The following is a 12,458-nucleotide window of genomic DNA, read 5'->3' on the forward strand; positions in this document are numbered from 1 at the left end:
TTCGGAACAGGACGGTAGGCAGGCGAAGATGAGGACATGGGTGCGAAGCGCGGCGCGGTGACACTGGAGGACGTGGCCAGGCGGGCCGGGGTGTCGCTCGCCACGGCGTCGCGGGCCATCAACGGCAGCACTCGGAAGGTCCGTCCGGAGATCCGCGAGCGTGTGGAGCAGGCGGCGCGGGACCTCGACTACGCGGCCAACGCGCAGGCCCAGGCGGTGGCCCGCGGACGCACCGACGTGGTCGGGCTCGTCGTGCAGGACATCGAGGACCCCTACTTCTCCTCGATAGCCGCCGGGGCGATGCGAGTGGCCGAGGCCAACGGCCTGATGGTCAGCATCGCCGGCACCGGGAGACGGCCGGACAAGGAGATCGAGTACGTCGCCGCGCTGCGGCGCATGCGGGCGGCCGCGATCGTCATCGCCGGGTCGCGTACGGACGACCGCGACGCGCTCGCCCGGCTCGGCGCCGAAGTCGACGCCTTCGAACGCTCGGGCGGCAGGACCGTTCTGATCGGCCAGCGACGCCTGCCCGTCGACACGCTGGTCGTCGCCAACCGCTCCGGCGCGCGCGACCTCGCGATCCGCCTCACGGGCCTCGGCTACCGCTCGTTCGGTGTGCTCGCCGGCCCCCGCGGCCTGCTCACCGCGGTGGACCGGCTCGCCGGCTTCACGGAGGGCCTGAGTAAGGCGAGGGTCGCCCTGCCGCGTGATGCCGTGGTGCACGGGGAGTTCACCAGGGACGGCGGGCACGCGGCCATGCTGGAACTGCTCGCACGAGGGCGCGACGTGGAGTGCGTGTTCGCGGTCAACGACGTGATGGCGGTGGGCGCCATCGCCGCCCTGCGGCCGCTCGGGCTCGAGCGGACCGTGGCCGTCGCCGGGTTCGACGACATCACCACGCTGCGGGACGTCATCCCGGCGCTGACAACCGTGCGCCTTCCCCTTATCGAGATCGGCGAGACGGCGCTGGAGATGGTTCTGCGGGAGCCTTCCGGGCGCCCGCGGTACCGGCGCATCGCGGGCGAGGTGGTCCTGCGGGAGAGCACACCGGGTGTCCGGCCCGCTCATCCGGCCCCTGAGGGGGGCCCGGAACCGCTCCCCACGGGACAGACCTCGTCCACGTAGCGGCGCAGGGTGGCCGCCTCGCCGGTCAGCATGCCCGGGTCGTCGCCGGGGACGAACTCGAGGGAAGCGTCGATCCTCCTGCCGGTCGACGCCAGCACGCCCATGACCGTCCGCCACAGAGCCGCGCGGTGGTCGAGTGGGAGGCGATCCTCGGAGGTGGGCCACCAGCTGAAGACGTGCACCGCGTCCACGTGGTCCAGTACGGCCCGCAGTCCCGCCAGCGCCTCGTCGTCGGGCATGCCGTTCGGCGGCTGCCAGTAGGTCCGCAACCCGGGAACCTCGTCCAGCATCGACAGCGCGGATTCGATCTCGTCGGTGAGCGTGCCGGCGTGGAACTCGGTGGCGACCACGATGTCTCCCGCGCTGTCCACGCACCGCTTCAGTCGGTCGAGCGTTCTGCGGCGATCCGCCGGGCCGGCGGACGCGGAGGCCAGGTCGCCCGCCCAGACCCGGACGCGGGGCGTGCCCAGCGCGCGGGCGGCGGCGAGCACCTGCCGCCACAGGTGCTCGGCCTCCTCCGGATCGGCGGGAACGCCCGCCCGGTAGTACGAGCCCAGGGCCGAGACCGACAGGCCCGCCGCTCTCGTCGCCTCGCCCAGGCGGCCGACCCCTGCTTCGTCGCCCAGCCGCACATGGGCGTCCTGACCCCATTCGATGTGCTCCAGCCCGGCCTGCCGGGCAAGCGCGATGATCCGCTCAGGGGGAAGCGGCCGATAGGTGACGCTGCACATCCCCGCGGTCAGAAGCCGTGGCGGCGTTTTCATCGTGTCCAACCGGATCCCCTGACGGGTGCGTCCGGATGTGCGGTGCAAGAGGGATCGAGGGCTCCGCCCGGGAGGATCGGGGCGATGACGAACCGCATGGTGGCCCAGGCGACGTACAGAAGAGGAGAGCACGCGAGGAAAAGGCCTGCCATCGGCTTCAGCAGGACGACGGCCACGGCCAGGCCAAGCACGGCGATGCTGAGAGCGGACAGATACCAGCGCCGCGCCACGAGGTAGAGGCAGGGCAGCACGAGAGGGCGCAGCCGGACCGCCCCCGGCTCGGCCAGCAGCACCACCAGCGTGAAGACCACCGTCATCACCAGTGCCGACATCGTGACGAAGAACGGGACCAGCGCCGGTCCCCACGTCGTGGGCGCGACGGCGGCCACGTCGACGATCAGCACGCTCACGGCGACGGCGCCGCCCGCCCAGACGAGGAGCGCCCGGGGCGCCGCCCGCCGGTACGAGCGCCAGAATGCGCGCAGCACGTCCGTCGATCCCTCTCCCAGCCCGGCGAAGCATCCGAACGCACCGGTCAGTGCCGGTCCGCACGGCACCGACAGCACGACGTAGAAGGGCCACGACGTGAGTGGATTCCGCGCGGTCGCGAGCGCGGCGAGGAGCGGCGCGCACGTCACGGCGAGCAGGACGTTGGTCATGAGCCCGACGTAGACGGTGGAGAACAATTTCTCGTAGGTCTCCTGCCGGGCGGGCCTGAGCAGGCGCGGCGCCCGCGCGTGGCCGTGGGCGCTCATCACTTGAGTCCGCTCGTCGCGATGCCGCGGATGAAGTACCGCTGCCCGAACAGGAAGAGGACCAGGATCGGCAGCACCGACAGCACGGCGCCCGTCATGATCATCGCGTACTCGGCGTCGTACTGGCCGACGAACGAGCGCAGGCCCAGCTGGACGGTCCACAGCTCGTTGCTCGTCAGGTAGATGAACGGCCCCATATAGTCGTTCCACGTGTTCACGAACGTGAGCAGGGCGAGGCTCGCGAGCGCCGGTTTCGACAGCGGCAGCATCAGGCGCAGGTAGATGCCGTACTCGGTCAGGCCGTCGATCCGTGCGGCCTCGCACAGCTCGTCCGGGATCGACATGTAGTACTGCCGCATGAGAAAGACGCCGAACGCGCCGAAGGCCTGCAGCAGGATGATCGACCAGTAGGTGTTCGTCAGTTCCGCGCGCTGCATCATGATGTACTGCGGCACCATGTACGCCTGCCACGGCACCGCGATGGTGGCGATGTAGGCCAGGAACAGAGCGTCCCTGCCGGGAAAGCGCACCTTGGAGAACCCGTAGGCGGCGAAGCTGCCTGTCAGAAGCTGCAGGAGGGTGATGGCGACCGACAGGAAGACCGAGTTGCCCAGGTAGGTCGCCATCGGGATCCGGTCCCAGATCTCGACGAAGTTCGACCAGCGGAACTCCCGCGGGACCCACTCGACGGGAACGGTGAGAACCTCGTTGTTTCGCTTGAGCGAGGACGACACCATCCACGCGAACGGCACCAGCACGAGCAGGGCCACCGCGAGGAGGCACACGTACGCGAGCGCCGTCCGGACCAGACGCGGTCCCCGGGAACGGGGGCGCGCGGATGGGGCGGGTGGCCGGGGCGGGGCGATGGCCGGGGGAGCATCGGGCAGCGCGGTCATCGGGTGCTGCTCCGTTCGTTGAGGCGGAACTGGACAACGGTCACGGTGAGCACGATGACGAAGAGCACCAGGGCGATGGCCGAGGAGTAGCCGAACCGACCCTCGGTGATCCCCTCCCGGTAGATGAGCTGAGCCAGGACCAGCGTGCTGCGTCCGGGCCCGCCGTCGGTCATGACCACGATGAGGTCGAGCACCTTGAAGCTCTGGATCGTCAGCATGACGACGACGAAGAACGTCGTGGGGCGCAGGCACGGCAGGGTGATTCTCCAGAAGCGCTCCCATGCGTTGGCGCCGTCCACCCGGGCGGCCTCGTAGTACTCCTTGGGGATCGTCTGCAGACCGGCGAGGAAGAGCACCATGTAGTAGCCCATGTCCCGCCACACGCTCGTGACGATCACAGCGGGCATCGCCCAGTCGGTACTGGCCATCCACCGGGGCGGGTCGTCGATGCCGAGCGCGTGGAGGAGCTGGTTGACCGGTCCGGCCGTCGGGTTGAACAACATGCTCCACACGACGGCCACCGCGACCAGAGAGGTGATGTACGGGAAGAACGCCGCGGTGCGGAAGAACTGCACTCCGCGGAGCTTGCGGTCGAGCGCGACCGCCAGGCCGAGCGCCGCAGCCAGTGTGAGCGGGATGTGGCCGACGGCGTAGTAGAGGGTGTTGCGGAGCGCGACGTAGAAGTTCTCGTCACGCAGCAGCCGCCGGAAGTTCTCCAGCCCCACCCATTCGGGCGTGTTGTAGGAGTCCCATTTCAGGAACGCCAGTGCGAACGCCGCGAGCATCGGGATCAGGGTGAACAGCGCGAAGCCGAGGAAGTTCGGGAGGATGAAGCTCCATCCGATGAGGATGCGGTGCCAGGCGGGTCGCCTCCGCGGCGGACTGTGGGGCGCCGATTGGGTTATTGCATGAGCCATAGCCGTCCTTCGTGACCTCCAGCTCTTTCACGGAGATGTGGCGGGCTCTCAGTGCCTCCGGAACCCGCCACCGTTCCCTAGTTGAGCACTTCGCTCTTCACGCGGTCACCCATCGAGCGGATGCCCTCGTCGATCGACTTGTCGCCGACCATGATGAGCTCGTGTTCCTCGTTGAGGATCGTGTCGACGTCGGAGGTGTGCTCGCTGACGGGCATCTCCAGCACGACCTTGTCGGGCTGTAAGGCCTTTTTGGACAACTCGTCGGTGGGCATTCCCGCATTCGAGAAGTACGCCTGAGTGATTTCGGCGGTCTGCAACGCCGGCACCACGCCCACCTTGCTGATCGCCTCGGCGCCGGCCTGGCCCGCCGCGAACTGCACGAACTTCTTGGCCGCGTCCGCATGCGCAGCCCGCTTGTTCACCGCGAAGGCGGTGGGCGAGCCGAACGTTGTAATGCCGGTGGCACCCGGCCGCTGCGGCATCGGCGCCAGGGCCCAGTCGACGTCCGTGGCGCCCTTCTGCTTCTGCCCAAGGATGCCGGAGATGTACCAGGTGCCCATCGGCAACATCGCCGTGGCGCCGGTCTCGAAGATTGTGCGGTAGTCGGACTTCTGTGCCTTCGCCGTGCCGAAGTCGAGGGTCGCGCCGTCCTTCTGGAGCCCGAGCGCCATCTCGTACTGGTCCTTGAAGAAGGAGTAGTCACCGCTGAGCTGGTCGCCGCCGGTCTGCGCGGCGGAGATGGCCTGTACCACCGACCGCCAGGTGTGATGGTAGGTGCCGTAGACCTTCTTGCCCCCCTCGTCGTGCGTGAGGCTCCGGGCGAGCTTGGCGTACTCGTCCCAGGTCAGCTGGGGGGGCATCGTGACGCCCGCCTTCTCGAAGTACTTCTTGTTGTAGTACAGCAGCCAGAAATCCTGCCGGAACGGCAGCGCGTAGTACTTGTCCTTCACGTTGAACGCAGGGAGGCCGGCCAGCTTCGAGGTGTCGGTCGACCTGACCACGTCGGTGATGTCCAGGAGCTGCCCGCGGCTGGAGTAACGCGAGTAGTCCGTGACGTTCTTCATCGTGATGACGTCGGTCTGGTCGCCGCCCGCCAGCATGGTCGTGACCTTGTCTGCGTAGTCGTCGGCGAGGATGTCCACCGGTTTGATCTTGACGCCGGGGTTCGCCCGCTGGAAGGCGTCGAACAGCGCCGTGAACTCGGGGGTCTTGCCGAGGTTCCACACGGAGACGGTCAGGGTGACGTTTCCGTCGCTCGTCTTCTCGCCGGAAGCGCCTCCGCACGCGGTCACCGCCAGCGCGAGTACGACCGCGACTCCTGTGTATCCGATGAAGCGGGGTCGGCCTTGCGCCCTCGCCGCTGAGTTTGAAGCGATCATCTATCCGGTTTCCTTCCTGCGCCGGGTCAGGCACTGACCTTGAATTCGTCTGCGGTCACGATCGCGCGGGGCGGTTGACCGGACAGGTAGCGCTCGAGCTCGCTGAGGGCGCTCTCGCTCATGCGCCGGGTCTCTGATCCGAGGGATCCGGCGATGTGGGGGGTGATCATGACGTTGGGCAGGTCGTACAGAGGTGATGTCGCCGGGAGCGGCTCCGGGTCGGTCACGTCGAGGATCGCGTCGAGGCGCCCCCGGGCGCACTCGCGCTCCAGAGCCGTGGTGTCCAGGACCGCTCCGCGCGCGGTGTTGATCACGGTGGCCCCGTCCGGCAGCTGAGCCAGCTCGGCGGCCCCGATGAGGTGGCGGGTGGACGGAAGCGCGGGCACGTGGAGCGTGAGCACGTCGGAGCGGGGCAGCAGCTCGGGCAGCCGCACCAGGCGGGCGCCGGCAGCGCTCACCCGCGCCGCATCCGCGTAGGGGTCCGCGACGAGCACGTCGACCTCCAGACTGCGCAGCCGCTCGACCACCCGGCGCCCCACTCGGGAGAAGCCGACAATGCCGATCGTCCGCCCACGGTTGGACAGCTCTCCGCGACGCTCGGCATACGACCAGTCCTGCCGATGTGTGCGCGCGTCCTGTGCGAGGAACGGCACCTTCTTGCCGGCGAAAATGATCGCCGCGAGGGTGAACTCGGCGACCGGGATGGCGTTCTCGTCGGCGGCATTGGTGACCAGGATCTCGCGGCGCCAGACCTCGTCGGTGACGAAGCTGCGCACGGTGCCCGCACAGTGGAAGATCGCCCGCAGCCGGGGCGCATCGGACAGCCGCTCGGCCGTCAGCGGCGGACAGCCCCACGAGGTCACGAGCACCTCGACCTCACGCAGCCGGCGCCGTACGCGCGTCGTGTCGAGGTCACCGGTCGCCACCGGATCGCCGAGCTCGACCAGGGTGCGCAACCGGCGCAGCTGTGGCTCCTGGAACTGCACGGTGAAGTGCGCGGGGTCCATGACCAGCAGGGCCTGCGGCCGTCGTCCGTCCGTCACTCACGATCCTTCCGGAAAGCGCTTACCGGTAGGCCGATCATGTCCACTCGGTTCAATCACGTCAATGCCTTGCAATCACTATCGATCAAAATGTTCGATCGTTATTGATCAGATTGACGTCGCCAGAAGCAATACGGCCGGAGCGATCGGCAAGCGTCTTGACCCTGCCAGGCCCGGATGCCACCATCGCGTCGGGTTCGGGTTACGCGGACATCACACAGGTGTGGATGGCGTCGCATTCGACAGCCGGGGAAGGACATGCGGATGTTGCGCGAGCTCGATGACCTGAAGCTCTCCCCCTTCACCGGGTGGACCCGGGCGCACTGGGCGGCACTCGCCGACCGCGTCCTGCTGTCGGCCCGCCGATACGCCTCGGCCTCTCATGCCCGGATCAACTTCCCCGGCGCACCTGGAGGGTACGGACCGGACGTCGACGCGCTGGAGGGCTTCGCCCGCACATTCCTGGCCGCCGGATTCAGGGTGGCCGGAGAAGGCGGGCGCGACCCGCTGAACCTCATGGAGTGGTACGCCGAGGGCCTGGCCGCGGGCACCGACCCTGATTCGCCCGACCGCTGGGTGCGCCTGGACGAACACGACCAGGCCAAGGTCGAGGCCGCCTCGATCGCCTTGGTCCTCCACCTGACGCGGCCGTGGTTGTGGGCCCGCCTGACACCGAGGGTGCAGGAGCGGGTGGTGGACTACCTCGCGCCGGCGATCGGCGCGCACTATCCGCCGATCAACTGGATCTGGTTCCAGATCGTCGTCGAGCAGTTCCTCGCCTCCATCGGCGGCCCCTTCGAACGCGGGGACATCGAGGCGGGCCTCGCGCTGACGGACGGCTTCGCGCGGGAGCATGGCTGGTACGCCGACGGCGCGGAGCGCGCCTACGACCACTACGTCGGATGGGCGTTGCACTTCTACCCGCTCGTCTGGACCGAGATGGCCGCCGGAGACCCCGAGGCGGACGCGCGACGGCCGGTCTACCTGAACCGGCTCGATCGCTACCTACAGGACGCCGTCCACCTCGTCGGCGCCGACGGCTCGCCCCTCATCCAGGGCCGCAGTCTCACCTACCGGTTCGCCGCGGCGGCCCAGTTCTGGCTGGGCGCGCGCGCGGGCGTCGCAACGCCCGCGCCGGGTGTACTGCGCCGCGCCGCCTCTGGTATCGCCCGGCATTTCGCCGACCACGGGGCCCCCGACGAGGAGGGCCTGCTGACGCTGGGCTGGCACGGGCCGTGGCAGCCGATCGCCCAGTCCTATTCCGGACCGGGGTCACCGTACTGGGCGGCCAAGGGTTTCCTCGGGCTGTCCCTCCCCGCCGATCACCCGGTCTGGACGGCGGTCGAGGAGCCGCTGCCGGTCGAGTCCCACGACTACCACCTCATCGTCTCCTCGCCCGGATGGCTCGTCAGCGGAACGCGCGCGGACGGCGTCGTACGGGTGACCAACCACGGCACCGACCACTCCCACCCCGGATCCACCCTGACCGACTCCCCGCTGTACGCACGCCTCGGGTATTCGACGGCCACCTCGCCCGTACTCGCCGGTGAGTACGCCGGCCACCCGCTGGACCAGTCGGTGGTGATCCTCACAGGCAGCGGTGAACCCAGCCACCGCACCGGATTCGAGACCCTTGCCATCGATCGGCTGCCCACCGGGACGCTCGTCGGCGCGTCCCAGTGGCAGGCGCACTGGATCGAGCCCGATCGAACAAGCCCCGACCACGGATACGGACGGGCCGGACGGGTGCGCCTCGGCCCATGGATTCACACGATCTCAGTCGTGCGTGGTCCTTGGGAGATACGCCTGATCCAGGTGTCCGCAGCCGGGGGCGAGCAGGGCGCGCTCCGCGTCGGCGGATGGCCGCTGCCAGGGGAGGGAACGGCCCTGGCGGAGACGGCCACCGTGTCGAATGGCACCGCACATTCGCGGATCGTAGGTGGGGAAGGGCTGAACGCGTCCGGCGTGGTGTCCGCCGAGGACGCCTCACCGCTCGCGGCCCGAATACTCATCCCGTGGAGCGCCACGACTGGACCGGCTCGACCCCACACCTGGTACGACGCGGCGATCTTCCTCGGCGGGCGGGAACCGGGGGAGCCGCCGGCCGTGTGCTGGGAAAGCTCTGCGGCGGTCGTCACCTGGCCGGATGGCATTGTCGACAGGCTGGAAGCCCACCTCACGATGAGGACGAGCGGACGACCAGGCGGGGTTCTATGACGACACGGTGCCTGGGACGGTGCGCATCGTCATCCGCCAAGCGCGCCGAGAGGAGCCCGAAAGCCGCATGCCCGACGGCCGACTTGGGCGGACGGACCGCGGTCAGCGGAGGTTCGCAGAGTTCAGCCACCTCGTCGTCGTACGCGACGACGGCAAGATCCTCCGGTATCCGTATGCCGCGTTCCTGACAGGCTTCCACCAGGGAGATGGCCTCCGGGTCGGAATGGACGAGCAGCGCGGTCGTCCTGGAAGCGCTGCACCGGTCGAGCAGGTCGTTCAGCGCATGCGGCCACTCGGGGTCTCTGCGGTCGACCGTGTTGGCATCCACTGCGTCGTCAGGCCCGAGGCCGAGCTCCTCGCAGGCCTGTCGCCAACCGCGCCGCACATGCGGACTCGTCGGGCTGTCCATTGTGGTGACCACGCCGATACGCCGGTGCCCCAGCCCGGCCAGGTGCCGTACGGCCATGGCGGCCCCGAACGCGTGGTCGCTGACGACGGACTCCATGGCCTCCCGGTAGGGCCCCACTGCGGCGGCGCGCTCGACGAGGACCACGGGCACGTCGGCGGACTGCAGCCAGCGCACCAGTTCCTCCCCGTCCTCCCCGGTGGTGGTCGGCGCCACCAGGAGGCCGTCCACTCCTACCGAGTCGACGAGCCAGGAGAGCTGGCGCCGCTCGTCGGCGGCCTGGTAGGTCGCGCCCCGCAGGACGACGCGCGTCCCGGAGGCGGCCGCGGCCTCGCGCACCCCGCGGATGACGTCGGGCCAGTAGTAGTCCAGCGACGGCACCACCATCCCGACCGTGGCCCGGATTCCGGCCTCGCCGGCGGCCTCCGGCATCGACTCGGGAGGGGGTGAGACCTCGGGCATCTGACTGATCAGCGCGTCGGCTGCCATGGTCGCGCCTGGAAGGGCAGCCCCGCCACGGACGCGCCGGATCAGCCCCTGAGACGCAAGGCGGGCGATGTCACGGCGAACGGTGATGGCCGAGACATCGAGCTCCGACGCCAACTCCGTGACCCGCAGGACACCGCGTCTCCGAAGCAGCGCGATCACTTGTGCCCGCCGCTCATCCGGAAGCGGTGCGGCTGCGCCGGACACCGTCATTCGCCAACCTCCACCCGCACTTGGACAACTCCCTGTGCCGTCTTCGGCAGGATCGGCGCCGGCCGGGTCAGGCTTCCGCTCCACACAGCCGGGAGCATCGGATCACCGAGCAGCGGCCACGCGTGTGGTCCGCCACCTGCTCGCGAGAGCTGTTCGCGGTGCCTGCCATCGTCCTTGTTGTCGTTTGGTGAGCAGTATATCGATCGAATGTGATCAAAGATGATGCGAGTGCCGTGAAACTTTCAGTGCCGTCCAATGGCGACGCGGCGGAGACACCCGGCAGACGCCCCCCACCCGTCAGTGTCCAGTCCCGGGATTGACAGATCATCACGGCCTCATGTTTGCTCCCACCCACCACCACCCAGACCCGGGGGAGGAGCCGTCTGACCACTCTGTGTTAACGCTAACACCTTCCTCCACAGACCCTTCTGATCGACTCGCGGCGGTGGGTATCGCCGCTGACCGAGAACTGCCGGCCGCCCGCTTCCGGGTCGATAACCGGCTGTCCACCCATCAGCCGCGTCACCAACCATCTCCGAGCAGTACATCTAGTGATGGGACATTTCATGGCACTGAGCATGGCGTCTGATCATTACTTATCAGCACCATCGCGGCGCATCCGGCCATTGCGCCGGTTGCTGATCGCCCTTGTGGTGACCACGCTCACCGCAGCGGCGGCCCTCGTCTCCGCGCCGTCGGCCAATGCCGCCACCAGCCAGTTCCGCGGAATGAACTGGGCCGTGCTGGGTGACAACTTCAGCACCGGCCCGCTGGTGGTGCAGGGCCTGAGCCAGTCCGACAGCAATGCGACGGTACGGGCCAAGGCCAACTCGCTCTACGACAGCATGGAATACCTCATGGGGGTCAACACCGTCCGGCTGCCCATCAACACGCACACCGTGGCCAACACGACCTGGTGGAACGCCTACCGCGGCGCCATCGACGCCGCCGCCGAACGCGGATTCAAGGTCATCCTGGCCTATTGGGAGGACGACGCCGCCTCCGGCGGCAGGATCACGAACCTCGCCGCATGGAACGCGATGTGGTCCAGCGTGATCAACACGTACGGTTCGAACGGCAACGTCTACTTCGAGCCGATGAACGAGCCGCACGGCTATTCGTCGTCGGAGTGGCGCAACGTCGCGGCGAACTGGCTCAGCGCCCACCCCTCGGCGGTGCCCGGCCGGGTGCTCATCGGCGGCACCGGCTTCAGCCAGGACCTGCGGGACATCTGCAACGACAGCCGCTTCAACTCGACGCTGCTTTCCTTCCACTACTACGCCTTCTTCTACAGCGCGATGACCTACGACGGTTTCCGAAGCCACATGCAGTCGCTTCTGGGCAACTGCGCCTCCCGCGCGGTCGTGACGGAGTACGGCGCGCCGATGTCCACCGGCCTGAACTACGGCGACCCGAACAGCACCGACAACTTCGTGCGTTACCTCCGCGCCGTGACGCAGGTCATGCGGGACAACCAGATGGGCGGCACCTACTGGCCCGCCGTCGGCGGCAAACCGGGCACCATCGGCTACGACTGGTACTCGATGTTCGCTCTCGGCGGCAGCGGCACCACCCTCAACCTGTCCACCCGCAACGGCTACGGCGCCAACCGGGTCCGCTACGGCTGGGGCGACACCGTCGGCGACTCCAGCCCTTCGCCTTCGCCCTCGTCTTCGCCCTCGTCTTCGCCGCAGCCGGACACGTTCTACCGGATCGACGCGCGCCACAGCGGCAAGGCCATGGACGTCCAGCAAGCCAGCACCAACAACAGCGCGCGCATCGACCAGTACGCCTACAACGGCAACGCGTGGCAGCAGTGGCGCTTCCAGGACGCCGGCAGCGGCTACTGGCGCATCATCAGCCGCCACAGCGGAAAGTGCCTCGACGTGACCAGCGCCTCGACCGCCGACGGGGCCGAGCTCATCCAGTACACCTGCGGCACCGGGAACAACCAGCAGTTCCAGATGGTCGCCAACGGTGGCTACTTCCAGCTCCGGGCACGACACAGCGGCAAATGTGTGGACGTACCGGCCGCGTCCACCGCGGACGGCGTGATCCTCAAGCAGTACTCGTGCAACGGCGGCACCAACCAGCAGTGGTCGCGCACGGCCGTCTGACGGTCGTCTCGACGTGACCGCGGATCCGCGGTCACGTCCTCCCCGGTGCCGAGCTCGTGCTGCGCGCTCGGTGCCGGGGATCCGAAACATGTCGGGCCTGGCCTCGACTGCGACCACCCTCTCCAGGGGGTCGTAGGCGA

General features: G+C 68.6%; 10 protein-coding genes and 1 pseudogene. 3 read left to right on the top strand and 8 right to left on the bottom strand.

What is annotated here, in order from left to right:
• Positions 1 to 36 precede the first annotated feature (36 nt).
• The gene (locus tag HHX37_RS33790; protein WP_182887987.1) at positions 37 to 1,125 is read left to right on the top strand and encodes a LacI family DNA-binding transcriptional regulator; all 1,089 of its coding nucleotides are present in this window, start codon (positions 37 to 39) and stop codon (positions 1,123 to 1,125) included.
• Here the strand turns inward: HHX37_RS33790 and HHX37_RS33795 are convergent.
• The 6 genes from HHX37_RS33795 to HHX37_RS33820 all read right to left on the bottom strand — a co-directional run bounded on the left by HHX37_RS33795 (position 1,065) and on the right by HHX37_RS33820 (position 6,879).
• Positions 1,065 to 1,889, bottom strand: a complete 825-nt coding sequence (locus HHX37_RS33795) for a sugar phosphate isomerase/epimerase family protein (RefSeq protein ID WP_182887988.1) — start codon at positions 1,887 to 1,889, stop codon at positions 1,065 to 1,067. The genes HHX37_RS33790 and HHX37_RS33795 overlap by 61 nt on opposite strands.
• Entirely contained in the window at positions 1,886 to 2,644 is a 759-nt protein-coding gene (locus HHX37_RS33800) for a ferredoxin-NADPH reductase (protein WP_182882438.1), read from the bottom strand. Before HHX37_RS33800 ends, HHX37_RS33795 begins: the two co-directional genes overlap by 4 nt.
• Entirely contained in the window at positions 2,644 to 3,540 is an 897-nt protein-coding gene (locus tag HHX37_RS33805; protein WP_182887989.1) for a carbohydrate ABC transporter permease, read from the bottom strand. Before HHX37_RS33805 ends, HHX37_RS33800 begins: the two co-directional genes overlap by 1 nt.
• Positions 3,537 to 4,457: a carbohydrate ABC transporter permease gene (locus tag HHX37_RS33810; RefSeq protein WP_182882440.1), complete on the bottom strand. Its 921-nt coding sequence runs from the start codon at positions 4,455 to 4,457 to the stop codon at positions 3,537 to 3,539. Before HHX37_RS33810 ends, HHX37_RS33805 begins: the two co-directional genes overlap by 4 nt.
• A gap of 77 nt (positions 4,458 to 4,534) precedes the next feature.
• Positions 4,535 to 5,749, bottom strand: coding sequence for an ABC transporter substrate-binding protein (locus HHX37_RS33815; RefSeq protein ID WP_220503369.1), 1,215 nt, complete (start codon positions 5,747 to 5,749; stop codon positions 4,535 to 4,537).
• 113 nt (positions 5,750 to 5,862) lie between these two features.
• Complete coding sequence (locus tag HHX37_RS33820; RefSeq protein WP_310740663.1) at positions 5,863 to 6,879, bottom strand: hydroxyacid dehydrogenase; 1,017 nt, start codon at positions 6,877 to 6,879, stop codon at positions 5,863 to 5,865.
• Between the two features lie 264 nt (positions 6,880 to 7,143).
• On the opposite strand from HHX37_RS33820, the gene HHX37_RS33825 reads away from it, so the two are divergent.
• On the top strand, positions 7,144 to 9,096 hold the full coding sequence (locus tag HHX37_RS33825; protein WP_182887991.1) for a DUF2264 domain-containing protein: 1,953 nt from the start codon (positions 7,144 to 7,146) through the stop codon (positions 9,094 to 9,096).
• Here HHX37_RS33825 and HHX37_RS33830 read toward each other — a convergent pair.
• Both HHX37_RS33830 and HHX37_RS38330 read right to left on the bottom strand, forming a co-directional pair.
• On the bottom strand, positions 9,056 to 9,991 hold the full coding sequence (locus HHX37_RS33830; RefSeq protein WP_259406947.1) for a substrate-binding domain-containing protein: 936 nt from the start codon (positions 9,989 to 9,991) through the stop codon (positions 9,056 to 9,058). The genes HHX37_RS33825 and HHX37_RS33830 overlap by 41 nt on opposite strands.
• Positions 9,992 to 10,015: 24 nt before the next feature.
• A pseudogene (locus HHX37_RS38330) lies at positions 10,016 to 10,201 on the bottom strand (DeoR family transcriptional regulator); the annotation flags it as partial.
• Between the two features lie 635 nt (positions 10,202 to 10,836).
• Here HHX37_RS38330 and HHX37_RS33835 point away from each other — a divergent pair.
• Entirely contained in the window at positions 10,837 to 12,318 is a 1,482-nt protein-coding gene (locus tag HHX37_RS33835; protein WP_220503370.1) for an RICIN domain-containing protein, read from the top strand.
• Positions 12,319 to 12,458: the final 140 nt, after the last annotated feature.

The organism is Microbispora sp. H10885 (assembly GCF_014161415.1).
GTDB lineage: Bacteria > Actinomycetota > Actinomycetes > Streptosporangiales > Streptosporangiaceae > Microbispora > Microbispora triticiradicis.